We start from the raw sequence: 24,534 nt of genomic DNA on the forward strand, positions 1-24,534 counted from the left end.
CAATGCCCCGAGTCTCCCGCAAACAAGCCGAACTCAACCGCGAGATCATCGTCGAGGCCGCCGCGCGTCTATTTCGCGAACGCGGCCTGCACGGGATCAGTGTCGTCGATGTGATGGGCGCGGCCGGCCTGACCCATGGCGGGTTCTATGGTCATTTCGAATCCAGGGAAGCGCTGGCGCGAGAGGCGTGCAGCCGGGCGTTCACCCAATCGATGGAACGCTGGAAGCAGAAAATAGAGGATAACGGCGACAGTCTCTCGGCCCGCGAGAGCATCATCGCGCCCTACTTGTCCGCGGCCAATCGCGATAATCCGGGCGAAAGCTGCCCGGTGACCGCGTTTGCCGGCGACATGTGTCATGAAACCGCTGAAAGTGGTTTGCACCAGACCTACACCCAAGGACTGGAGGCATTGTTGCAGATGCTGGCACCACTAATGGGCGCGGATCAGCCCCAATCCAATCGGCAAAAAGCGTTGGTGGACTATTCGCTGATGGTCGGCGCCCTGACCCTGGCCCGTGCAACCCGAGGTGACGCCTTGTCCGATGAAATTCTCGACGCAGCCCGGACATTTCTCACCTCGGACACGGGCCGGTGACACACCCGCGACGTTGAACGGCGCCTTCGGGTGTTGAACACCGTGGATGTGTAGGCGCTACGGAAGGCTTCCACAATGAGGTCGCAGGCCACAAGCCTGCTATCTTTGGTAAATGCCAGACCGTTGCGGAATCAGCCATTTGAAGCAACGTTTTGAAGCCACTTTCGAGCCCCGACTTTCCGATGTCCACAGGAGCCCAGCATGCCCGCAACCGTTCTGGTACTGGTTGAAACCATCAATGATTACCTGCCGATTCTCGAACATCAGGGTTTTCACCTGATTCTGGCGCCCACGCCTGCCGAACGCGCCGATGCCATTACCCGCCACGGCGCCCAGATCGATGCGGTGCTGACCCGTGGCCCATTGGGGCTGTATGCCGACGAAATCACCGCTCTGCCCAATCTCAAGATCATCTGCGTGATCGGCGCCGGCTACGAACACGTCGACCTGCAAGCCGCCGCCAACCGGGGCATTACGGTCACCAATGGCGCCGGCGTCAATGCCTCTTCAGTCGCCGACCATGCCATGGCGATGCTGCTGTCGCTGGTGCGTGACATTCCCCGTTGCGACGCCGCCGTGCGCCGGGGCGAGTGGCCGAAAATCATGCGCCCTTCGCTGGCGGGCAAGCACTTGGGCATCCTGGGGCTCGGTGCGGTCGGGATGGCCATTGCCAAACGCGCCGCCTACGGCTTCGACATGACGGTCAGTTACCACAACCGCCAGCATCGCAGCGATGTGCCGTACAGCTTCCGCTCGACGCCCACCGAGTTGGCACGGGAATCAGACTTTCTGGTCGTCGCCACCCCCGGCGGGCTGGGCACCAAACACTTGATCAACAAACAGGTTCTCGACGCCTTGGGGCCTAACGGGTTCATCGTCAACATCGCCCGAGCCAGTGTGATCGTCACTGCAGACCTGATCAGCGCGCTTGAGCAGCGCAGGATTGCCGGCGCTGCGCTGGATGTCTTCGACGCAGAACCCCAGGTACCCAATGCCCTCAAGACGTTGGCCAATGTGATCCTCACCCCGCACGTCGCCGGTTTGTCCCCGGAAGCCACTCAAGGCACCGTGGAGCTGGTAGGTCGCAATCTGGTGGCGTTCTTCTCCGGCAATCCGGTATTGACCCCGATTGCCCTGCCATCGTCGATGAGCATGATCTGACTACCATTCAAACGGATGTATCAAACACAATGATTGCCCGGCAACACGCTCACCTATAAGGGCGTTTCGTGGTTGTGGGTGTCGGATGTGCGCATTAGATTAGCCAATAGTCTCAGGCCTCCAGAATAAGCAGAAGGGATAAGCATGGCGCTTACTGACCAGTCCACCCGTATCCGCACCGGCGAAGAACTCGATGCCAGCCTGATCGATCCGTACCTCAAGGCCCACATTCCGGGCCTGAGTGGTTTGCCACAGATCAGCCAGTTCCCGGGCGGTGCGTCGAACCTCACCTACTTGCTGGAATACCCCGAACAGGAATTCGTCCTGCGTCGCCCGCCCTTTGGCCACAAGGCAAAGTCCGCTCACGACATGGGCCGCGAATTTCGTATCCTCAATCAGCTACGTGATGGTTTTCCGTATTGCCCCAAAGCTTACGTGCACTGCACTGACGAATCGGTGATCGGTGCCGAGTTCTATGTGATGGAACGGGTCAAGGGGATCATCCTGCGTTCCGAACTGCCCCCGGAACTGGGTCTGGATTCGGCGAAGACCGAAACGCTGTGCAAGAGCTTCATCGACAAATTCGTTGAACTGCACCGGGTCGACTACAACGCCTATGGCTTGGGTGACCTCGGCAAACCCGAAGGTTATGTCGCGCGGCAGATCAAAGGCTGGAGCGATCGCTACGAGAAAGCACTGACCCCGGACGCGCCGAAGTGGGAAGCGGTCAAAGCCTGGCTCAACGACAAGATGCCGGCCGATCACCCGACCTCCAGCATCGTTCACAACGACTACCGCTTCGACAACGTGATCCTCGATCCGAACAACCCGATGGACATCATCGGCGTGCTCGACTGGGAACTGACCACCCTCGGCGACCCGCTGATGGACCTGGGCAACACCCTCGCCTACTGGATCGAAGCCGACGACCCGGCTCCGGTGCAACTGATGCGTCGTCAACCGAGCCACGCGCCGGGCATGCTGACCCGCCGCGAGTTCGTCGATTACTACGCCGAGCGTTCAGGCATCCAGATCGACAACTTCGACTTCTACTACACCTACGGCCTGTTCCGCCTGGCCGGCATCGTGCAGCAGATCTACTACCGCTTCTTCCATGGTCAGACCCAGGACAAACGCTTCGCACAGTTCATTCACATGAACAAACTGCTGGAGCAGATGAGCCTGCAAGTCATCCAGAAATCCAGCCTCTGATTGCGCCACTGGCCCCAATAACAAGACTTTTTATAAGAGAATCCCATGTCCAAGACTCAGTTGTTCGACCTCGACGGCAAAATCGCATTTGTATCCGGCGCCAGCCGCGGCATCGGTGAAGCCATCGCCAAGCTGCTGGCCCAGCAAGGCGCCCACGTGATCGTCTCGAGCCGCAAACTCGACGGCTGCCAGCACGTGGCTGATGCGATCATCGCCGCCGGCGGCAAAGCCACTGCCGTGGCATGCCACATCGGTGAAATGGAACAGATCAGCCAAGTCTTCGCCGGCATCCGCGAACAGTTCGGGCGCCTGGACATCCTGGTCAACAACGCGGCGACCAACCCGCAGTTCTGCAATGTACTGGACACCGACCTCAGCGCCTTCCAGAAAACCGTCGACGTGAACATCCGCGGCTACTTCTTCATGTCGGTGGAAGCAGGCAAGCTGATGCGCGAAAACGGCGGCGGCAGCATCATCAACGTCGCCTCGATCAACGGCATCTCGCCGGGGATCTTCCAGGGCATCTACTCGGTGACCAAAGCGGCGGTCATCAACATGACCAAAGTGTTCGCCAAGGAATGCGCGCAGTTCGGCATCCGCTGCAACGCCCTGCTACCGGGCCTGACCGACACCAAATTCGCTTCGGCGCTGGTGAAAAACGAGGCTATTTTGAACACCGCATTGCAACAGATTCCACTCAAGCGTGTAGCGGATCCGAGTGAAATGGCGGGTGCGGTGTTGTATCTGGCGAGTGATGCTTCGAGTTACACCACAGGGGTTTCGTTGAATGTGGATGGTGGGTTCTTGTCCTGATCCGATTTACCGGATGAACAAAAAGGCAGCTTTCGGGCTGCCTTCTTTTTTGCCCTCATTGATCGTTCCCGCCACTCTGCGTGGGAACGATCACGCGAAAGAACTTTAATTCCAATATTTGCAAATAAGGAATTTTTATTCCATAAATAGCCCTCCTGAAAACACTATTCAAAAAAAAGGACCCCGGCTATGCGCGAACTCGGTATCGGACTCATCGGCACAGGTTTCATGGGCCGCGCCCATGCCTTGGCGTTTCGCAACGTCAGTGCGGTTTTCGAACTGCCTCTCAAACTCAAACTCGCCGCCCTGGCCGACGCCGATCCCCAGCGTGCCCGCCACTGCGCCGATGCCTGGGGTTTCGACTCCGCCCATAGCGACTGGCAACAACTGGTCGATGACCCCAAGGTCAATCTGATCGCCATCACCACGCCCAATCACCTGCACTACCCCATGGCCATGGCCGCACTCGCCGCCGGCAAACCGGTGTATTGCGAAAAGCCGTTGGCGGTGAATCTGGAACAGGCCGACGCCATGCGACTGGCGGCCAAAACGGCAGGCGTGGTGACGCGGGTGGGTTACAACTATCAGCACAACCCGATGATCGCGCTCGCCCGGCAGCTGATTGAAAACGGCGACTTGGGTCTGATCATCAGTTTCCAGGGTGAATTCAGCGAAGACTTCATGGCCGATCCCGCGTCACCCTGGTCGTGGCGTTGCGACGCCGATCATGCCGGTGGCGCACTGGCCGATTTGGGCAGTCACTTGTTGGCCATGGCCCGTTATCTGGTGGGCGATGTCGAGGCAGTGAGCGCCGACACCCAGACCGTACACCGGCAACGTCCTGCCACGGCTGGCAGTCAGGAGCAACGCAGTATCGCGGTCGACGATCAGGTCCACGCCTTGTTGCGATTTGCGAATGGCGCCCGGGGCACGTTCAGCAGCAGTTGGCTCAAGCATGGCTGCAAGAATCACCTGAGTTTTGAAATCAGCGGCACCCGAGGGACGTTGGTGTTCGATCAGGAACGCCTGAATGAACTGCGTCTGTTCCGTGCCGGTCAGGACGGTTTCCAGCGCTTGCTGGCAGGGCCGAATCTGCCGGGTTATGCGGCGTTCAGTCCGGCGGCAGGGCATCAGCTCGGCTACAACGAACTCAAGACGCTGGAAGTGCATGATCTGGTGATGGCGCTGGCAGGCTTATCTCAGGGTGGAACAGATTTCGAGCAGGCGTGGGAAGTCGAACGGCTGGCGACGGCGATCCGGTTGGCAGCGCGAGAGTCGCGCTGGGTCAGGATCGAGGAAGTCTGAGCGAAGCGCGCGGATACCCGCCAGCAGCACAGCGCTGCTGGCGGTTCAAAATGAGCCGATGGATGCTTACTGAGTGACACAACGCGTGAGCGTCGTTTCCCGGGTCACCTGCCCCTCAGCCCTCACATCGCCTTGCACATCGGTGTTTTCAGTGGTTTGGCACGTGCGCACAGGGGGTGGAGGCGGCTCGGCGGGAGGTGGCGGTGGCGGACTGGCACAACCACCCAGAATCGCTATCCAGAGTGCGAATGACAGTGTCGTAAAAATGCGTTTCCCAAGACTTTTCATAGGTTGACCCGCGGTAGGTGATCGACATATTTCCGCGACCCAACACTCTCACCGCGTACCCGCGGACCGGTCACAGAAAAAATACTCTCGTATTCTTTGTACGACCGCGGGCAAAACCCGACAGTTCCTAGGACGTCTCGCGACGTTGCAACGTGTTGCTCTCAAGTTCATAACGCAGCTCTTCGATTAACGTTGACATCGCCTCCGGCGTTCTGAGGTTGGTCACGCTCAACCCGCTGACCACCAGATCCACCTGCCCCGACAGCGGATGATAGAGCTTCAACGTCAGTGAATGATCACCTGTAACCGAGCAATCACAGGCCAACGGCGAAAAGCTCCGCTCCAGTTGCAAACGCAATTGCGCCACATGAATCATCTGGCAGTTCCTGTAGCTGTTTCGAAAGGGACGCAATACCCGAAAACCGGTATCGCACCCTTACAGCCTAAGAATTGCTGCCTCTGTCCAGAACATGAATTTGCACCCCCTCGGATAGTGCATTTGCACCTACCGCTGGGACTTGGGCCGCCACTCGCTGGAGAACAAACCGCGCTCGCGAGCCCAGACAATCGCCTCACTACGACTGTGAACATCGAGCTTGGAATACACCGTCGACACATGGTTGCGCACCGTGTTGGGTGCGAGCTTGAGCCGCGCGGCGATTTCTTTGTCGGCCAGGCCTTCGCAGATCAGCCCGAGCACATCGCGCTCGCGGGCAGTCAGGTCGGTGAACGACACGCTGGGCAACTGCGGCGAGTTGACGTTTTTCACGTTAGCGAGTTTCTCGATGAGCGTGCGACTGAACCAGGAAGCGTCTTTCATCACCTCTTCGATCGCCGACACCAGCTCCAGCTCCGTGCGTTTACGCTCGGTGATGTCCATAAACACCAGCAGGTAGCAGGGATTGTCCTGAATGTTCACAGTGTCGGCCGAGACCGCGCAATCAATCAGCCCGGCGCCTTTCTTGCGTACCCGAACATCGACCCGATCCACGCTTCCGGTTTTTTCCAGCGCCGCAAACAGTCGCGAGCGCGCGCCGGTGTCATCGATAAAATCGATCTGCGTCACCGATTTGCCAAGCACTTCTTCACTGGTATACGCGAGCGTATCGAGGAACGCTTCATTGACGTCCATCACCACCTGATCGCCAGCGTTGCACACCAGGATCGGCACTGGGGTCAGTCGAAAAGCCTTGGCGAAACGTTCCTCGCTCTGGCGCAGGGCGACTTCGGCCTTATGCCGAGACTCAATGTCGACGAAGGAAAACAGCATGCAGGCTTCGTCGTTCAGCTCCAGGGGCTGACCAGCGACGATCACCTGTTTGCTGCCACCCTCGGGTAATTGCAGCTGCGCCTGCATTTGCGGAATGGTCGCCCCTTCGCGCAACCGCTGCTTGGCCAGGTCTTTGTTTTCGGCGCCCTCCAGCACGTCCAGTTCATAGGTCGAACGGCCAATCACCTGATCACGGGCACAACCGGTCATCTCCAGAAAGCCCGGGTTGACTTTGATGTAGCGCAAATCACTGAGGCGACAGATCACCGCCGGGGCCGGGTTGGCATTGAAAGTTTTTTCGAAACGCTGTTCGGCGCTGGCCCACTCTGTGACGTCGTTCATGATCAGCACCAGCGACTCCGGCTTGCCAGCGCTGTCGGCCAACACCATGCTGCGCACGCTGTGAACCCAGGTGCGCTCATCGTCATCCGCCGGCGTCACCTCAACCAACACATCGCTGAAGGACTCGCCTCGGGCGACGCGGCTGATCGGATAATTGTCGGCCTGAACCGGATGATTATTGCGATAACGCAAGGCGAAGCGCTTGGCGTACTCCTCGGCATTCGCCCCCAGCTCGCCGAGCTGCCCGACGCCGTGCATGGCCAACGCGGCGTCATTGGCCCAGAGGAGGGTCTGGTCGAGCTCCAGCAGAATCACCCCATCGGACAGGCCGGCGATAATCTGCTGCAACTGACGGCGATTGGTTTCGGTGGTCAGTACGTCCTGGCTCATTGGATCTCCACGCGTGCGGCGGCGCATTCATGCGCCGCCCTGTGAAGATTACGACCGCGGGGGGGTGGGATAGTGCAAACGGCATGTCACCCAAGGCGCGCCTCCAACACCAACTCGCGCAATGTATCGAGAAACAACTTGAGCACCGGCGAGTCGTCGTCCGCGCGATAGGTGGCGTACAGCGGCACTTCCGGCAACGCCGGTGTCAGGCGGCGGAACACCAGCCCGGCCGGCGCCATCTGCTCGATGGACGCCGGCAGCAATGCCACGCCGAAACCGGCCTGCACCAGGCTGAGCAAGGTTTGCACCTCGATCACCTGCTGACGGATCTGCGGCGTAAACCCGGCCTTGATGCAGCACTGATAGAGAAAATCGGCAAACCGCGATTGCTTGAGTTCCAACGCCACGAACGGCTCCTGCGCCAGGTCCGCCGGCGCCAGTTTTTCGTGTCGGGCCAGCGGATGATCGACAGGCATGACCACCCGAATCGGCTCGTAGACCAGCAGTTCATTGCGCAGCTGCGGGTCGTCATAGCCGACCCGAAACACACACGCATCGATGCGTTTCTCCTTCAACGCGATGACCTGTGCCGCCGGAGTCATCTCATGCAGACGCCAACTGACCTGCGGGTAGCGCTCGCGAAACAGATGCAATGCCCGTGGCAGCACCCCGACCATCACCGAGCTGATCATGCCGATTTCCAGTTCCCCTAGCTGACCACGGCCGGTCTGACGGGTCAGGTCCAGCGCGCGGTTCAGTTGTTCGAACACCAGCGGAGCCTGTTCTTTGAGCATCTGTCCGGCTGCCGTCAGTTCCACCCGGTGATGGCTGCGCTCGAACAGCGGCGTACCCAGCTCTTCCTCCAACAGACGAATCTGCTGGCTCAGCGGTGGCTGACAGATGTGCAACCGTGTGGCGGCCCGGCCGAAATGCAGCTCTTCGGCCAATGCCATGAAGTACCGCAGCAATCGCAAGTCCATGACGGCTATCCCAGGGTCAGTGGCGTCGAGCGCTGGCGCACTCCAGTCAAGCCGAACAGCGCATTGGCGATGGCCGGGGCCACCGACGTGCTGCCCAGTTCACCGACACCGCCAGGTTTGCTCGGCTCGCCGTCCAGCACCAGAATATCTATCGTCGGCATGTCCGACATCCGGGGCACCCGGTAATCATGGAAGTTGCTCTGCACCACCCTGCCCTGTTTGATGTCCATGCGGTCGAACAGCGCGTGGCCGAGGCCCCACATCAGGCCGCCGTAGATCTGCTCTTCGACACCGCCCGGCGACACCGCCAGACCGCAATCGACCACACAGGTGAGCTTATCGACCTTGATCGTCCCGTCTTTTTTCGAAAGCCTGGCGACCACCGCGATGAAGCTGGTGTAACCCTGATTGGTAGCGATCCCCAAGGCTGTCCCTTCCGGCAATGGCTGGCCCCAACCGGCGCGTTCGGCGGCGTTCTTCAGCACCGCGACATGCCGGGGCCGGTCTTGCATGTTGGCCAAGCGAAAGGCCAACGGATCCTGTCCCGCGCCGTGTGCCAATTCGTCCATGAAACTTTCGACGGCAAACACATTGGGAATAAAACTCACGGAGCGATACCAACCGCTGGGCACGTTGCTTTCGTGCTTGACCCAGACCAGGTCCAGATTCGCAGGACGATAAGCAAAGTCCCACGCAGTGATAGCCTCGGTCGTGCTGTAGTCCATGTGGTCGGGGCGTTCGAAATAGCCTGGTTCCCACTGTTCCGGCGAAGCCGGTGAGACAGCGTCAAGTTTCAACGCCGTGAGTTTGCCCTGAGCATCCAGCGCACCTTTGACTCGATGCAGCGTCGCCGGGTGCATGAACAGCGAACGCATTTCGTCTTCACGGCTGTTCATCAACTTGACTGGAACCTTGGCCTGCTGCGCCAGGTATGCCACTTCGAACAACCAGTACTTGGCCTCCCGCGCCCCGAAGCTGCCACCGGACACCAACTCGTTGATGGTGACCTTGTCCTTGGCGATCTTGCACACCGTTTGCGCAGCTTCCAGCGCCGAGGATGGCACCTGAACGCCGCCCCAGTAAGTGATGGCGTTATTCTTCACCTGGGCGGTTATGCAGATCGGTTCCAGCGGGTTCTGCACCTTGTACGGCATGAGGTAATCGGCTTCGAGCAGCTTCGCGGCATTCGGCCACTGAGCGCTCACATCACCTGCAACCATGGCGGACACCCGTTGTGCATTTTTGTCGTCGATGGCCGCCGCTTGCGCCGTCGCCAGTTGATCGCTGTCAAAATCGGCCAGGGGTGAATCGCTCCATTGCACCTTGAGCAACGCGCGACCCTGTTGCGCGGCCCAGTAATTGTCCGCGAGCACTGCGACGCCTTCCTGATTGCCGCCCAGCACATCAGGCCGGCCGGGAATCGCGATCACCTTACGCACGCCCGGTACTTGCAACGCCGTACTGGAATCCATCGAGACAACCTTGGCGCCGACCACTGGAGTGCGCTGAATCACCGCCACCAGCATCTCTGGCAATTCCACGTCGATGCTGTACTTGAAGCGCCCGCAAACCTTGGCCGCCGCATCGCGCTTGTGCCGCAGTTTGCCAATGTACTTGAACTGCGCGGGGTCCTTCAGAGTGACCTTGGCCGGTGTTGGCAATTTCGCGGCAACACTCACCAATTCACCATAACCCAGGCTGCGTTTGCTGGCGGAATGTACCACCCGGCCCTCTTCGGTTGTGCAACTGTCGGGACTGACTTTCCATTGCTTGGCCGCCGCAGTGATCAGCAGTGCGCGCGCCGTGGCGCCGGCCATCCGCAGGCGATCGTATTCCAGCGAAACACTGGTGCTACCACCCGTCGAGAAGACTTTCCATATCGGGTGAATGTAGGTTTCAAAGAACGGATTTTCCGGCGATATCACCTGCACGGTCATCGGATTGACGTCCAGTTCCTCGGCCACGCAAGCGGCCAATGCGGTGTGGGTGCCTGTGCCGGAATCGTGTTTGTGCACCACCAGTTTCACCGTGCCGTCGGGCAATACTCGAACCCAGGCGTTGGGCTCGAAATCACCCGCAGGCGCAGTTGCTTTCGGGTCCGTAGCGGCTATGCCTGAGGGCAGATAGAACCCAATTGCCAGGCCGCAGGCAACAGTGCCGGCCTGCTTGAGAAAGAGACGGCGCGGCAGTTCGATCTGTGTGTCGTCGATAAACGTCATCACGCCTCCTTCGGCGCAGCAGCTGCGCGCTTGATGGCTTTATTGATTCGCCCGTAAGTGCCGCAGCGGCACACATTGCCGGACATGGCGTTGAGGATCGAGTCATCGGTGACTGTCGCACCGGTATTGAGCAACGCGGCCGCGGACATGATCTGCCCGGATTGACAGTAACCGCATTGCGGGACATCTTCGGCAACCCAGGCCAGTTGCAGCGGATGCTGTTCGGTGGGCGACAAGCCCTCGATGGTGGTGATGCTGTGCCCCGCCACGGCGGCGACCGGCAGTTGGCAGGAACGTACTGCGACACCGTCCAGGTGCACGGTACAGGCACCGCACAGGCCCATGCCGCAACCGAACTTGGTGCCGGTGAGTTTCAAGTGATCACGCAACACCCATAACAAGGGCATGGAGGGCGATGTCTCTACCAGCTCGTGTCGTTCGCCGTTTACCGTGAATTCGATCATTGTCAGGCTCCAAGAGAGCGGCCCGTCTTTGTGCAGGCCTGGTCGCCGATTATTGGGAGTCTGCGGAAAATCGGGCCAGCGACGATTTCTGCCATCCTGTGTAAGTAGGACTAACAGCATGTACAAGCGATACCCGTCGGTGCAGTCCATGAGTGCGTTTATCCAGGCGGCGCGCAGCGGCAGCTTCTCCAGTGCCGCGCGCAAACTCGACCTGACTCACAGCGCCATCAGCCAGCAGATCCGCGCCCTGGAAGACTTCATCGGCCAGCCGCTGTTCGTGCGCGAAGGCGGTGGCAGCAACCTGACCGACGCCGGGCAGTTGTTCGCCAGCGTGTTGTCCGACGGCTTGGCGCAGATTGACCGCGCGCTGTCCTCGGTGAAAAACCGCAGCGTGGCGCAACGACTGACGATCGATGTGGACAGTGAACTGGCGCAGAGCTGGCTCAATCCACGACTGCCGGAACTGCTCGACGCGTTGCCCGACCATGAGGTGGTGTTGCTGTCGATGCCGCGTTCGGATCGCAGTTCGTTCGAGCGGGTGGACCTGGCGTTACGCTACGGTTATGGGGATTGGGAGGACTGCGAGATGACGCAGATCTGTGGTGATCGGGTGACTGCGGTGGCTTCACCTGCGTTGCTTGAGCGCTATGGATTGCAGGTGCCCATCACGCCGGCGCAGGTGCTGGAATTGCCGTTGCTGGGGTATACGCGGCGCTCGTGGATTCCTTGGCTGGATGCGGCCGGGATGCCACCCACCGAACCGGGCGCGCGGGTGGTTTTTGATAATGCGGCGAATTTGATTGCGGCAGCTGAAGCTGGCGTTGGTGCCGGGTTGGTGCGCGGGTTGTTGGCGGCAGATGCGTTGCGTAGCGCCAGGTTGGTGGAGCTGACCGAGTCGGAGATTGCGGCCCATTACAACTTGTATGCGGTGTGGCCGTCGGGGCAGGCCGAGCGGGTGGCGCCGGTGGTAGAGGTGATCAAACAGTTGGCTGAGCAAACACTGACCTGACGCCTTCGCGAGCAAGCCCGCTCCCACATTTGATCGGCGTCGTTCACACATTTTGTGTCCGTTGAAGATTCAATGTGGGAGCGGGCTTGCTCGCGAAGAGGCCGGCACATCTACCCCATCAACCGGCCCCATATCGAACACGTATCACCCCCTCGCCCAATTAATATTGTACGAACCCCAACCCCTCTTCCAATACTTCCCCCCAAGCAACCAGCGTCCCGAGCCGGATGCGACCAGGCGTGGGAATGCGCAGCGTTGTGCGCATAGAAATGGCCGATTACCCGGGACGTGGCTGCTGCGAACCGCAAGGTTCCCTTCCCCGCTATCAGGAGATCGACTTCAATGATCATCGATATCAGTTGCTATCCCACCGACCTGGTGGACCTCGCCTGGAGGCATGACGGTGACCCGTTCACCGGCGAGCGTCTGCTGGAGATGATGGATGGCCCGTACATGGTCAACGGCAAACCACGCCGCATCGACAAAGCCTTCATCCAGCCGCCGCAAGGCAACACCATTTACACCTGGACCGACGGCGACCTCACCGGTCGCGAATCGATCGACGCCTATATGGCCTACACCCTGAAGATGGTCCAGACCTACCCGGATCGCTTCATCGGCTGCTTCGTCTACAACCCGCGCTGTGGCGTGGAAAACGGCGTCGAAGCGATCGAGCGCTACGTCACGGAACACGGTTTCAAGATGGTCCAGATGCAAGCCAACATGCACGCCTATCGTCCTGACCGTGCGCTGGACTGGGTCCGGCCGGCGTTCGAGAAATGTGCCGAGTTGGGCATCCCGGTCAAACTGCACACTGGCGACGGGCCGTACAGCATCCCATCGGAATGGGTGCCGATGATCAAGGAATTCCCCAACGTCGATTTCATCATGGCCCACTTCGGGGTGCAGACCGGTGGCGTCTACGTGTTCGAACCGATGCAATGGGCGATGGAGTTGCCCAACGTCTACTGCGAATCGGGCTGGTGCCTGCAATCGCGGATCGTCGAGTTCGCCAAAGTCCTGCCGACCCACAAGATCCTGTTCGGCACCGACACCCCGCCGAACGAGCCGGGCATGTGGTTGCGCCTTCTGGAAGTGCTCTGCCATGAGCCGCCGCAAGGCCTGAACCTCGACGAGGACACCCTGGAGGAATACTTGGGCAACAACACCGCGCGGATGATCGGCCTCGAACCGACCCCGCCGCCGCGTTCCGTGTCCGAAGCCGAGGCGCAGTTGAAGCGCCCTGTCACTACCCAACTGGCCAGGAGTTGAACCGATGATTATCGATACCCATCTGCACCCCACCAACCTGGTCGACGAGGCCTGGCGTCACACCGGCGAACCGTTCACCGGCGAGCGCATGCTCAAGCTGATGGACGGCCCGTACATGATCAACGGCAAACCGCGCCGCATCGACATGGGCTTCATCCAGCCGCCACCGGGCAACACCGGTTATCGCGACGGCAACCGGCGGGGCCGCGAAGGCGTGCGCGACTACATGTCGTACATCGCCGAGCTGTGCATGAAGTACCCGGATCGGTTCATTGGCAACTTCAACTTCAACCCGCGCTGGGGACCGGAAAACGGTGCAGCAGAGCTGGAGTTTCATATCAAGGAATACGGTTTCAAGATGCTCAAGCTGCACGCCAACATGCACGGCTATCGTCCCGACCGGGCACTGGACTGGCTGCGGCCGGCGATGAAAGTCTGCGCCAAGTACAACATCGTGGTGCTGATCCACACGGGTGACGGTCCGTACACCATCCCGACGATGTTCTACCCGATCATCCGCGAATTCCCGATGGTCAACTTCATCATCGGTCACTTCGGCATCCAGACCGGCGGCAACTACTCGTTCGAAGCGTTCTGGATGGCCATGGACACGCCGAACGTGTACTGCGAATCCGGCTGGTGCTTCCAGTCGCGGATCGTCGAGTTCGCCAAGGAGCTGCCGCGCAACAAGATCGTCTTCGGCACCGACTCGCCGCCGAACGAACCGGGCATGTGGTTGCGCGAACTCGAAGTCCTGTGTTCGCCAGCGCCGCAAGGCCTGGGGATTGATGAGGATCACCTTGAGGATTACCTGGGTAACAACATTGCCCGGTTGTGCGGCATCGAACCGACACCGCCACCCAAGGATCTGATCGAGGCGGACATTCGTCTGACCACGACCTACTTGTAACAAAAGCGGCTTTCCAGGCGTACAGATGAGCCCGGCGTTCGATCGACCGGCAGGCCAACGGTTTGTCGATCGAGCGTCGCCCTCAGCCCTGCGCGCCTGCTTTTTACGAGGTGAAACCATGACCCTCTCTACGCTCGGCGATACCCAGGATTTTCACGATTTTATCGACGCCTATCGCCGGCAGTACCCGGACGATGTGTTGACCGTTCACGAAAAACTTTCCGCCGATCAGGACGTCACCGCCCTGGTCGATGCTCTGGCCACCCAGGGCCGTGACCCGCTGCTGATCTGCGAAAAGGTCGGCCAACTCGGGGTGCCAGTGGCCACCAATGTGTTCGCCTCCCGGACCCGCATCGCGCGGATCTTCGGTGTCACTGCGGCGCAGCTGCACGAAACCTTCCAGACCCGTGCCAACCATCCGATCCCGCCGCGCTACGTCAAAACCGGCCCGGTACTCGACGAGATCTTCGAAGGCGAAGCCGTGGACCTGGCGCTGCTGCCGATGCTCAAGCACTTCGACAGCGACCGCGGCCCCTACATCACCAACGCGATCATCATTGCCGAAGACCCGGTCACCGGCATCGCCAACATGAGCTATCACCGCTCCATGCGCCATACCCGGCAGACCCTCGCCACCAGCCTGCACTCACGCGGTCACCTGTGGCGCATGCTGCAAACCGCCCGGGAGCGCGGTGAAGAATTGCGCGTGGCCATGGTAGTCGGTGCGCATCCGCTGTTTATGCTCGCTGCGGCGGCGCGTCTGCCATTTGGCAGCGACGAACGTGCGGTGGCCGGCGGCCTGTTCGGCGCGCCGTTGGAGCTGGTCAAGACGCCGCGCTATGGCATCGGCGTGCCGGCCTACGCCGAGTTTGTGCTCGAAGGCGCCATCGACCCGGCGGCGTATGCCGAGGAAGGTCCGTTCGGCGAGTTCAGCGGCTATTCCTCGGACCGCTCGACCAACAACGTGCTGCGGGTCGACACGCTGATGCGCCGCAAAGACGCCTGGCTGGTGGACGTGGTCGGCGGCCGTTACGCCGAACACCTGACTCTGGCGCGACTGCCGCGGGAAGCGGAGATGAGTGAAAAGCTCAAGGCACGCTTCCCCGCCGTCACCGCCATGCACTACCCGAACTCCGGCACGCACTTTCATTGCTACGTGGCGCTGGATCAAAGCCGTGACGGCGAAGCGCGGCAGATCATGCTCGCGCTGCTGGGCTGGGACCCGTATCTGAAAACCGTGATCGCGGTGGACAGCGACATCGACATCACCGATGACAGCCAGGTGCTGTGGGCCCTGGCCACACACTTTCAGCCGCATCAGGACATCTTCGTCATCGACGGCTTGCCCGGCAGTCCGCTGGACCCATCGTCCTCGGTCAACGGCACCACGTCGCGCATGGGGCTGGATGCCACGCGCGGTTCGGGGTTCGACGGGATCAAGGCGCAGCTGGATCAGGACGTGGTCGAGCGTGCACGCAATCTACTGAAGAGACATCCACCCGGAGAGCAGTCATGAACCGCCGGCGCATGGTGGTCGGCATCAGTGGCGCGTCGGGGTTCATCTACGGCGTACGCCTGCTGGAATTGCTGGCGGAGTTAAACATCGAAAGCCACCTGATCATCAGCCGTGCCGCGCTGCTGACCATGGCCCATGAAACCGACTACAAACTGGCGGACGTCACCGCCCTCGCCAGCCATTACCACCGCGCCGACGACGTGGCTGCCGGGATCGCCAGCGGTTCGTTCCGCTGCCTGGGCATGGTGGTCGCGCCTTGCTCCATGCGCACCCTGGCGGAGATCGCCACCGGCACTTCATCGGGGCTGATCGGCCGCGCCGCCGACGTGACCCTCAAGGAACGCCGCACCCTGGTGCTGATGGCCCGGGAAACGCCGCTGACCCTGGCCCATCTGCGCAACATGACTGCCGTCACCGAGATGGGCGGAATCATCGCCCCGCCGGTGCCGGCCTTTTACGCCTGCCCGCAAAACCTTTCGCAAATGGTCGATCACAGCCTTGGCCGTGTCCTCGACCTGTTCGGCCTCGACGCCGGGACCGCGTTGCGCTGGGGTGAACCCGGCACATCGCCCACCGGCCATTTCGCAACAACGAAGGAGCTCGCATGAACAGCCCATTCAACGCCCCGACCCCGAACCGCAAGATCCCGGTGACCATCCTCACAGGCTTCCTCGGCGCCGGTAAAACCACCCTGCTCAACTACATCCTCAAGGAAAACCACGGGCGCAAGATTGCCGTAATCGAAAACGAATTCGGCGAAGTCGGCATCGACGGCGACCTGGTGCTCAGCTCTGAGACCGAAGAAATCTACGAGATGGTCAACGGCTGCGTGTGCTGCACCGCCGAGGTTCGAGAGGACCTGGTGCGCATTGTCCGCGAACTGGTGGCGCGCCCGGTGCGGCTGGATCACATCCTGATCGAAACCAGCGGCCTGGCAGACCCCTACCCGGTGGCCCAGAGCTTTTTCATCAACGACCCGATCGCCGATGAAGTGGAACTGGATGCGATTGTCACCATGGTCGATGCCAAGCACATCGCCCAGCACCTGGAAGACCTGCAACTGGATGGCGTGGACAACCAGGCAGTGGATCAGATCGTCTGTGCCGACCGCATCGTCATCAACAAGGTCGATCTGGTCAGCGAAGACGAAGTGGTGGCGCTGAGCGGCAAGATTCGCGGGTTGAATGCGACGGCGGAACTGGTGACTTCCAGCTATGCAGAGATCGACCTGACGAAAATCCTCGGCATCGGCGCGTTCGAGTCCACGCAAAAACTGATGGAGATTGGCTCGGAGCACGATCACCACGCTGATGAGCATCATCACGATGAACTGGATCATGACCACGACCCCAGCGTTTCCTCAGTCGGCATCGCGGTAGACGGCGCCGTAAACCTGGGCGCCTTCCACCGCTGGATCAGCGAATTGCGCACCGAACAAGCCGACAACCTCTACCGCATGAAAGGCGTGTTGGCGGTAAAAGATCAGGATCAACGCTATGTGCTGCAAGGCGTGCACAGCCTCGTCGAGTTCCGCGCCTCCACCTCATGGGGCACAGAACCACGCTCCAGTAAGATTGTGTTCATCGGCCGCGACCTGGACCGCGCGGCGTTGAACCAGGGCTTTGCCGCCTGCCTGGCAGGCTAAACGGCTCCGGGGCCGGTGGATGGCGGCTCCGGGCACACTGAACGGGTATCCCTCTCTACAACAAAAAACAGCAAGAGGAGCTTCGCCATGACTTCAGCCGTGCACCCGGTAGACCAGATTCTGCCGATCCGACAAATGCTCACCCTCGGCCTGCAACACATGGCCGTCTCGTACATCGGCGCCATCGCCGTGCCGTTGATTGTTGCCAGCGCCTTGAAAATGTCCCAGGCCGACACCGTGGTACTGATCAGCACCACGCTGTTCTGCTCCGGCATCGCCACCCTGCTGCAAACCGTCGGCTTCTGGAAATTCGGCGTGCGTCTGCCGATCCTTCAAGGTGTGGCGTTCAGCAGCGTCGGCCCGGTCATCGCCATCGGCACCAACCCGGAGGTGGGGTTCGCCGGGGTTTGTGGGGCGGTGATCGGCGCAGGGATCTTCACGATGCTGGTCGCGCCGTTTGTGGGTCGATTACGGCGGTTCTTTCCGCCGGTGGTCACCGGTTGCATCGTCACGGTGATCGGTTTGCAGCTGTTTCCGATTGCCTATGAGTGGGTCGGTGGCGGTCGACACGCCAGCGATTTCGGTGCGCCGGCGTACCTTGCAGTCGCCGCCGTCGTGCTGGCGACCATCCTCTTGGTCAACCGTTATGGCAGCCCGATGCTGCGCAACATGGCGGTGCTGGTGGGCATGCTGGTGGGCGCGGGGCTGGCCTACGGTCTGGGCATGGGCAGTTTCCAAAGCATTCAGGAGTCACCGTGGCTCACCGTGCCCTATCCGTTCTACTTCGGTTTGCCGACCTTCAGTCTGATCCCGATCGCCACCATGGTAGTGGTGATGATTGTGCAGATGGTCGAGTCCATGGGGCTGTTCGTGGCCATCGGCGACATCGTCGAAAAACCGGTGGAAGACAAACAGGTGATCAACGGCCTGCGCGCCAACGGACTGGCGAGCACCATCGCCGGGATGTTCGCGGCGTTTCCATTCATTGCCTTCATGGAAAACGTCGGGCTGGTGATCCTGACCGGCGTGCGCAGTCGCTGGGTGGTGGCGATCAGCGGCTTGCTGATGTGCTCCGTGGCACTGGTGCCCAAGGCCGGCGCAATCATCGCCTCGATGCCGACCGCCGCCCTCGGTGGTGCCGGGATTGCCATGTTCGGCGTGGTCGCGGCGGCGGGGATTCAGACCCTGGCCAAGGTCGATTACGAACGCAATCGCTACAACGTATTGATCGTTGGTTTCACCATCGCCGCTGCCCTTGTGCCGGTGCTCGCGCCGGCTCTGTTCAAGCAAATGCCCGAGTGGTCCCAGCCGTTCCTGCACAGCAGCGTGGTGATCGCCTGCCTGGTGTCGGTGTTGCTCAACGCGGCGCTCAACGGCGTCAGCGTTCCCGACAGCGCGGCGACCAAGCCCGCCTCCCACAGCCTCTGACTGGAGAAACCCATGACTCAACTTCAAAACATCCTGATCAAGAATCCGGTGGCGGTGATGACCGGCCTGCGTGGCCCGCGAGCCCGGGCCGGAGCTGTAGACATTCGAGTGGTGAACGGGCGCATTGCCGAAATGGCTGCGGACCTGGTTGCGCAACCCGGCGAGCGGGTGATCGATGCGCGCAACTCGGTGGTCTATCCAGGCTGGATCAACACTCACCATCACCTGTTCCAGAATCTGCTCAAAGCCGTGCCCGAAGGGTTGAACCAGGACCTGCAAGGCTGGCTGGCCAGCGTGCCCTACCCGCGGCTCAATCGGTTTACTCCGCAATTGGCGCGGATCGCCGCGCGGTTGGGCATGGCCGAGTTGCTGATGTCGGGGGTGACGACCTGCGCCGATCACCATTACCTCTACCACGCCAACGGCACCACCGAGACCGGCGACCTGCTATTCGACACGGCTGACGCGTTCGGAATGCGTTTTGTACTGTGCCGGGGCGGGGCGCTGGAGTCGGCCAGCGCGCATCCGGGGTTCTCCAAAACGGCGTTGCAACCGGAGACACTGGATCAGATGGTCGGTGACATCGAACGGCTCAAATCGCTGTATCACCAGGACACTCCGGACGCGATGCGCCGGGTGGTGGTCGCGCCGACTACACCGACCTTCTCGCTGCCACCCACCTTGCTCCGGGAATTGGCCCACACCGCTCGCGGCCTCGGACTGCGGTTGCACACGCACCTCTCGGAGACGCAGAACTACGTCAACTTCTGCCGCGAAAAATACAACTGCCTGCCGGTGGAGTTCGTCGCCGAACACGAATGGCTCGGCCCCGATGTCTGGTTCGCCCATGCGGTGCATTTGCAACCGGGGGAAATCCGCATGCTTGCGCAAACCGGCACCGGGATTTCCCACTGCCCGGTGAGCAATGCGCGCCTGGGCAGTGGTATCGCTCCGGTGCCGCAAATGTTCGAGGCAGGCGTGCCGATTTCCCTCGGGGTGGACGGTGTGGCGTCCAACGAGTCCGGCAGCATGGTTGGTGAAGCGCATACGGCGTGGCTGATTCATCGTGCAGAACAAGGCGCGTCGGCCACCACCGCCGAAGACGTGATCCATTGGGGGACGGCCGGTGGCGCGCAGGTGTTGGGACTCGGTGCGGTCGGGACGCTGGAAGTGGGCCAAGCGGCGGATCTGGTGATCTACAGCCTCGATCACCCTCGGTTCTTCGGCTTCCACGATATCGCCGTGGCGCCGGTGGTGGCGGGAGAGCCGATTGCCGTTCGGTATAGCCTCGTCGGTGGCCGCGTGGTGGTCGATGACGGCGTGATACCGGGGCTGGATCTGGCGCAAATGCGCGCCGAAGCGTGGGATGGGGTGCGGCAGTTGATGCAGCAGGATGTCGACTGACCTCCCTGCCCAGAACCCTTGTAGAAGCTGCGGTGCGCAGCTCCTACAGATTCCGCGCCAGCCTTCGGGATGAAATGATATGTCCGGCCTCAACGATCTCCTGCAAGCCATCAAAACCGCCGCCCTCAATGGCGAAGAAACCATCCTCGCCACCGTGGTCAAGGTCGAAGGTTCAGCCTATCGCCGCCCCGGCGCACGCATGCTCATTCCCCTGCACGGCCGCACCATCGGCACTGTCAGCGGCGGTTGCCTGGAACAGGACCTGGCAAAAAAAGCCTGGTGGCTGACCGATTCGGGCGAACCGGTGGTGCGTCGCTACAGCACCGGCGCCACCGAGGACGAAGACGACGAACACAGCTCCCTGACCTTCGGCCTCGGCTGCAACGGCACGGTGTTTGTGATGCTCGAACGCCTGCGAGTGAAAAGCCCGTCACCGGCCATCGAATTGCTGTGCCGGGTTCGCGACAGTCAACAACCCGCGGCCATGGCGACCATCATTGCCACCTCACGCAACGCGTCGGTCAAGGTCGGTGATCGAGTGATGTCGAATGCCGATTGCACCTTGAGAAACCCAACACTCGACCGCGCCATCCGCCACGACCTGCGCAAGACGTTAACCGAGAAAAAATCGTCGTTAAGGCTCTACACCGATGCCCGTGGCGAAGTCGAAGTGTTCTTCGAATACGTCGCGCCGCCACCGCGGCTGGTGATCTTCGGTGCCGGTCACGACGCCCAGCCGCTGGTGCGCATCGCCAAGTTGCTGAACTGGTACGTCACCGTCATCGATGGCCGCAGCCACTTCGCCCGGCCTGAACGCTTTCCTCAGGCCGATGCGGTGATCTTCGCAAATCTGCAAAACCCTTTCGATCTGAGCCCATTGATCGATGGCTCAGCGGCGGTAGTGATGACTCACAGCTACCGACAGGATCGGCATTGGCTTGGGCAATTGCTGCACGGTTCACCCGCCTACCTCGGCCAACTCGGGCCACGGGAGCGAACCGAACGGCTGCTGGCCGATATCGGATCGCACACCTCCATGCTGCACTACCCAATGGGGCTGGACCTGGGCGGCGATGCGCCTGAGAGCGTGGCGTTGTCGATTTTGGCGGAGATAACCGCGGTGTTAAACCAGCGCAATGGCGCGATGCTGAAGCACCGGAGCAAGCCGATTCATCGGGTGGATCTATTGATATCTGAAACGTTGCCTGCAATGGAGTCGGTGGAATGAGGCAAGTCGAACGTCTTTTGGCATTGGCGGCCTACCTGACCGTCGCCACCCACTCCATTTCCAGCAGCCCATCACCGGGCAAGCCCGCCACCCCCAACGCCGGGAAATCTCAAGCCGTCAGTTGACCACTGGCAATCGCCGCCGACGCCGCCAGCATCGCCCGCAACAACACCGCACACCCGGCCGCCAGGTCATCCGGTGCGGCGTTTTCGATTTCGTTGTGGCTGATGCCGCCTTCGCACGGTACGAAGATCATTCCAGCCGGGCCGAGTTCGGCGAGGAAGATTGCGTCGTGCCCTGCTCCGCTGACAATGTCCATGTGCGACAGGCCCAAGCTTTGGGCGGCGCCGCGTACCGCTTCGACGCAACCTTTGTCGAAGTACAGCGGCGGGAAATCCGCAGTAGGTGTCAGTTCGAAGGTCAGGCCGTGTTCCTCGCAGGTGGTTTCGATGACTTCGCGGACTTCGGCGATCATCGAGTCCAGCCGTGCTGGTTCCAGATGCCGAAAGTCCAGCGTCATGCGCACTTCACCGGGGATGACGTTGCGTGAGCCGGGATAGGCTTGCAGGCAGCCGACGGTGCCGCAGGCGTGGGGTTGATGGCCGAGAGCGGCGCGGTTGACCGCACCGACGATCACCGAGGCGCCAACCAGGGCGTCCTTGCGCAGGTGCATCGGCGTCGGGCCGGCATGGGCTTCGACGCCGCGCAGTTTCAGGTCGAACCATTTCTGGCCGAGGGCGCCCATCACCACACCGATGGTTTTGCGTTCGTCTTCGAGGATTGGGCCTTGTTCGATATGGGCCTCGAAATAGGCGCCGACGGCATGGCCGCTGACCTTGCGCTCGCCAGCATAGCCAATGGCGTTCAAGGCTTCACCGACGGTGACGCCCTCGGCATCGACCTTGGCCAAGGTTTCTTCAAGGGTGAATTTTTCCGCGAATACACCGGATCCCATCATGCAGGGGGCGAAGCGTGAGCCTTCCTCGTTGGTCCAGACCACGACTTCCAGCGGCGCTTCGGTTTCCACGCCCAGGTCATTGAGGGTGCGCAGCACTTCGACGCCGGCCAATACACCGAAGCAACCGTCGAACTTGCCGCCTGTGGGTTGGGTGTCGATGTGGCTGCCGGTCATCACCGGTGGCAGGTTGGGGTTGCGACCCGGCCGACGGGCGAAGATGTTGCCGACGGCATCGATGCTGACGGTGCAACCGGCCTCCTCGCACCAGTTGACGAAAATGTCCCGGGCCTGGCGGTCGAGGTCGGTCAGGGCCAGGCGACAGACGCCGCCCTTGACCGTGGCGCCGAGCTTGGCCAGGTCCATGAGCGACTGCCACAAGCGGTCGCGGTTGATGTGCTGATCGGTGGACTGCAGAACGTCTACGGCAGCGTTCATGATGATCTCCTCAGGCAGTTGTTATAGGTTTCTTCAGGCATTTCCTGGGTGTATTCGAGGCCGCCATCGCGAGCAGGCTCGCTCCCACAGGGGAATGCATTCCAAATGTGGGAGCGAGCCTGCTCGCGATAGGGCCATCCGTCACACCGCAGTTTTCACAGCAATCGGACTCGGCCGCATCACATTCAACCCGTAATAAATCAGCCCACCCAGCACCGATCCGGTGAACCAGCCATAGTCGTAGAACCAGCTGAATGCATTGCTGCCGAGCGACAGCAGCGTCAGCGCCACCGGCACACCAAACGCAATAAACCCGAACCAGTTCCACGCTGGATAAACGTCGTCGCGGTAAAGTCCGGCCAGATCCAGTTGCTGTTTCTTGATCAGGAAATAGTCCACCACCATGATCCCGGCAATCGGCCCCAACAGGCTCGAATAGCCCAGCAACCAGTTGGAATACACCGTCTCCAGGCTCAAATCCGAGACGATCAAACCGAGCTTCTTCAACAGCTCATGGGCCATCAGCGCCAAGCCGACCAGGCCGGTGAGCAACACCGCTTTGGTGCGGTTGATGAACTTGGGGGCTACGTTCTGGAAATCGTTGGTCGGCGAAACGATGTTGGCCGCGGTGTTGGTCGACAGCGTGGCGATGATGATCAGCGCCATGGCCAGTGCGACCCAGACCGGGCTCTGGATATGGCCGATCAGGGTGACCGGATCAGAGACGGTGACGCCCACCAGTTTGACCGAGGCGGCCGTCATCACCACGCCGAGGGAGGCGAACAGAAACATGGTCAGGGGCAAGCCGATAATCTGCCCGACGATCTGATCCTTCTGGCTTTTCGCATAGCGGCTGAAATCCGGAATGTTCAGCGACAAGGTGGCCCAGAACCCGACCATCGCGGTCAGCCCGGCAGCAAAGTAACTGACCACGCTGGCCCCTTCCGGACGCTTGGGCGGGATCGCCATCAATTCGCTCATCGATACGTTCGGCATCGCCCACATCAGCAGCCCCACACCCACCAGTACCAACAACGGTGCCGAGAGGGTTTCCAGCCATTTGATCGAGTCCGCGCCACGAATCACCACCCATAGGTTCAAGGCCCAGAACACCATGAACCCGATCACTTCACCGGTACCGCCGAGGGATTTCCAATCCTCGAACACCGAGCCGAGAAACAGGTGAATGGCCAGCCCGCCGAACATCGTCTGAATGCCGAACCAGCCACACGCCACCAGCGCCCGGATCAGGCACGGAATGTTGGAGCCGAGGATGCCGAAGGACGAACGCAACAACACCGGAAACGGAATGCCGTACTTGGTGCCGGGAAAGGCGTTCAGGGTCAACGGGATCAGTACGATGATGTTGGCGAACAGAATCGCCAGCAGCGCTTCACCGACGCTCAGGCCGAAATGCGCGGTGAGCACGCCGCCGAGGGTGTAGGTCGGCACGCAGATCGCCATGCCGACCCACAATGCGGTGATGTGCCATTTGTTCCAGGTTCGTTCGCGCACCTTGGTCGGTGCCATGTCGTGGTTGTAACGGGGGCTGTCGAGGACGTCACTGCCGGCTTCGAGCTCAAACAAGCCGTCGCGCTCGGTCACTTGCGATCTGATCTGTTGCATGGCCGCTCCACTGTTCTTTTGATTATTGTTGCTCATCCGGGGCTGGAGGCATCAATTAACGTG

At 60.8% G+C, this 24,534-nt stretch carries 22 protein-coding genes; 15 read left to right on the plus strand and 7 right to left on the minus strand.

Annotated features, from left to right (window positions below; genetic code table 11):
- Positions 1 to 2: 2 nt before the first annotated feature.
- The 5 genes from ACYZUA_RS18325 (at position 3) to ACYZUA_RS18345 (ending at position 5,087) form a co-directional block, all read left to right on the plus strand.
- Positions 3 to 596 carry a TetR/AcrR family transcriptional regulator gene (locus tag ACYZUA_RS18325; RefSeq protein WP_461960008.1) on the plus strand — a complete coding sequence of 198 codons (594 nt, stop codon included), beginning with the start codon at positions 3 to 5 and terminating at the stop codon, positions 594 to 596.
- A gap of 201 nt (positions 597 to 797) precedes the next feature.
- On the plus strand, positions 798 to 1,757 hold the full coding sequence (locus ACYZUA_RS18330; protein WP_461960009.1) for a 2-hydroxyacid dehydrogenase: 960 nt from the start codon (positions 798 to 800) through the stop codon (positions 1,755 to 1,757).
- Positions 1,758 to 1,901: 144 nt separating this feature from the next.
- Complete coding sequence (locus ACYZUA_RS18335) at positions 1,902 to 2,969, plus strand: phosphotransferase family protein (protein WP_046048879.1); 1,068 nt, start codon at positions 1,902 to 1,904, stop codon at positions 2,967 to 2,969.
- Positions 2,970 to 3,014: 45 nt separating this feature from the next.
- A complete protein-coding gene (locus tag ACYZUA_RS18340; RefSeq protein ID WP_008149805.1) occupies positions 3,015 to 3,782 on the plus strand; it encodes an SDR family oxidoreductase in 768 nt (255 codons plus the stop codon).
- 189 nt (positions 3,783 to 3,971) lie between these two features.
- Positions 3,972 to 5,087, plus strand: coding sequence for a Gfo/Idh/MocA family protein (locus tag ACYZUA_RS18345; RefSeq protein WP_461960010.1), 1,116 nt, complete (start codon positions 3,972 to 3,974; stop codon positions 5,085 to 5,087).
- A 415-nt stretch (positions 5,088 to 5,502) separates the two neighbouring features.
- On the opposite strand, the gene ACYZUA_RS18350 is transcribed toward ACYZUA_RS18345, so the two are convergent.
- The 5 genes from ACYZUA_RS18350 to ACYZUA_RS18370 all read right to left on the minus strand — a co-directional run bounded on the left by ACYZUA_RS18350 (position 5,503) and on the right by ACYZUA_RS18370 (position 11,040).
- Positions 5,503 to 5,751 (minus strand): DUF1652 domain-containing protein, encoded by a 249-nt coding sequence (locus ACYZUA_RS18350; protein WP_461960011.1) that lies wholly within the window; start codon positions 5,749 to 5,751, stop codon positions 5,503 to 5,505.
- A 129-nt stretch (positions 5,752 to 5,880) separates the two neighbouring features.
- Entirely contained in the window at positions 5,881 to 7,377 is a 1,497-nt protein-coding gene (locus ACYZUA_RS18355) for a helix-turn-helix transcriptional regulator (RefSeq protein ID WP_461960012.1), read from the minus strand.
- 86 nt (positions 7,378 to 7,463) lie between these two features.
- Complete coding sequence (locus ACYZUA_RS18360) at positions 7,464 to 8,357, minus strand: LysR substrate-binding domain-containing protein (protein ID WP_461960013.1); 894 nt, start codon at positions 8,355 to 8,357, stop codon at positions 7,464 to 7,466.
- A 5-nt stretch (positions 8,358 to 8,362) separates the two neighbouring features.
- Positions 8,363 to 10,576 (minus strand): xanthine dehydrogenase family protein molybdopterin-binding subunit, encoded by a 2,214-nt coding sequence (locus ACYZUA_RS18365; RefSeq protein WP_461960014.1) that lies wholly within the window; start codon positions 10,574 to 10,576, stop codon positions 8,363 to 8,365.
- A complete protein-coding gene (locus tag ACYZUA_RS18370; protein ID WP_461960015.1) occupies positions 10,576 to 11,040 on the minus strand; it encodes a (2Fe-2S)-binding protein in 465 nt (154 codons plus the stop codon). The genes ACYZUA_RS18365 and ACYZUA_RS18370 overlap by 1 nt, the downstream gene beginning before the upstream one ends.
- Before the next feature lie 118 nt (positions 11,041 to 11,158).
- Between ACYZUA_RS18370 and ACYZUA_RS18375 the strand changes: the two genes are divergently transcribed.
- The 10 genes from ACYZUA_RS18375 to ACYZUA_RS18420 all read left to right on the plus strand — a co-directional run bounded on the left by ACYZUA_RS18375 (position 11,159) and on the right by ACYZUA_RS18420 (position 21,577).
- On the plus strand, positions 11,159 to 12,049 hold the full coding sequence (locus tag ACYZUA_RS18375) for a LysR substrate-binding domain-containing protein (RefSeq protein WP_461960016.1): 891 nt from the start codon (positions 11,159 to 11,161) through the stop codon (positions 12,047 to 12,049).
- A gap of 342 nt (positions 12,050 to 12,391) precedes the next feature.
- Positions 12,392 to 13,321, plus strand: coding sequence for an amidohydrolase family protein (locus ACYZUA_RS18380; RefSeq protein ID WP_461960017.1), 930 nt, complete (start codon positions 12,392 to 12,394; stop codon positions 13,319 to 13,321).
- Positions 13,322 to 13,325: 4 nt separating this feature from the next.
- The gene (locus tag ACYZUA_RS18385) at positions 13,326 to 14,231 is read left to right on the plus strand and encodes an amidohydrolase family protein (RefSeq protein ID WP_134418495.1); all 906 of its coding nucleotides are present in this window, start codon (positions 13,326 to 13,328) and stop codon (positions 14,229 to 14,231) included.
- A gap of 118 nt (positions 14,232 to 14,349) precedes the next feature.
- Positions 14,350 to 15,747 carry a UbiD family decarboxylase gene (locus tag ACYZUA_RS18390; protein ID WP_461960018.1) on the plus strand — a complete coding sequence of 466 codons (1,398 nt, stop codon included), beginning with the start codon at positions 14,350 to 14,352 and terminating at the stop codon, positions 15,745 to 15,747.
- Positions 15,744 to 16,355 (plus strand): UbiX family flavin prenyltransferase, encoded by a 612-nt coding sequence (locus ACYZUA_RS18395; RefSeq protein WP_461960019.1) that lies wholly within the window; start codon positions 15,744 to 15,746, stop codon positions 16,353 to 16,355. Before ACYZUA_RS18390 ends, ACYZUA_RS18395 begins: the two co-directional genes overlap by 4 nt.
- Positions 16,352 to 17,392, plus strand: coding sequence for a CobW family GTP-binding protein (locus tag ACYZUA_RS18400; RefSeq protein WP_461960020.1), 1,041 nt, complete (start codon positions 16,352 to 16,354; stop codon positions 17,390 to 17,392). Before ACYZUA_RS18395 ends, ACYZUA_RS18400 begins: the two co-directional genes overlap by 4 nt.
- 87 nt (positions 17,393 to 17,479) lie before the next feature.
- Positions 17,480 to 18,820: a nucleobase:cation symporter-2 family protein gene (locus ACYZUA_RS18405; protein ID WP_461960021.1), complete on the plus strand. Its 1,341-nt coding sequence runs from the start codon at positions 17,480 to 17,482 to the stop codon at positions 18,818 to 18,820.
- Positions 18,821 to 18,832: 12 nt separating this feature from the next.
- Positions 18,833 to 20,224 (plus strand): amidohydrolase family protein, encoded by a 1,392-nt coding sequence (locus tag ACYZUA_RS18410; protein ID WP_461960022.1) that lies wholly within the window; start codon positions 18,833 to 18,835, stop codon positions 20,222 to 20,224.
- A 79-nt stretch (positions 20,225 to 20,303) separates the two neighbouring features.
- Entirely contained in the window at positions 20,304 to 21,452 is a 1,149-nt protein-coding gene (locus tag ACYZUA_RS18415; RefSeq protein WP_461960023.1) for an XdhC family protein, read from the plus strand.
- Positions 21,449 to 21,577, plus strand: coding sequence for a hypothetical protein (locus ACYZUA_RS18420; RefSeq protein ID WP_461960024.1), 129 nt, complete (start codon positions 21,449 to 21,451; stop codon positions 21,575 to 21,577). Before ACYZUA_RS18415 ends, ACYZUA_RS18420 begins: the two co-directional genes overlap by 4 nt.
- Here the strand turns inward: ACYZUA_RS18420 and ACYZUA_RS18425 are convergent.
- Together ACYZUA_RS18425 and ACYZUA_RS18430 are read right to left on the minus strand one after the other, a co-directional pair.
- Complete coding sequence (locus ACYZUA_RS18425) at positions 21,562 to 22,845, minus strand: Zn-dependent hydrolase (protein ID WP_461960025.1); 1,284 nt, start codon at positions 22,843 to 22,845, stop codon at positions 21,562 to 21,564. The genes ACYZUA_RS18420 and ACYZUA_RS18425 overlap by 16 nt on opposite strands.
- Positions 22,846 to 22,986: 141 nt before the next feature.
- Entirely contained in the window at positions 22,987 to 24,471 is a 1,485-nt protein-coding gene (locus tag ACYZUA_RS18430) for an NCS1 family nucleobase:cation symporter-1 (RefSeq protein WP_461960026.1), read from the minus strand.
- Positions 24,472 to 24,534: the final 63 nt, after the last annotated feature.

The organism is Pseudomonas sp. LS2P72 (genome assembly GCF_054897865.1).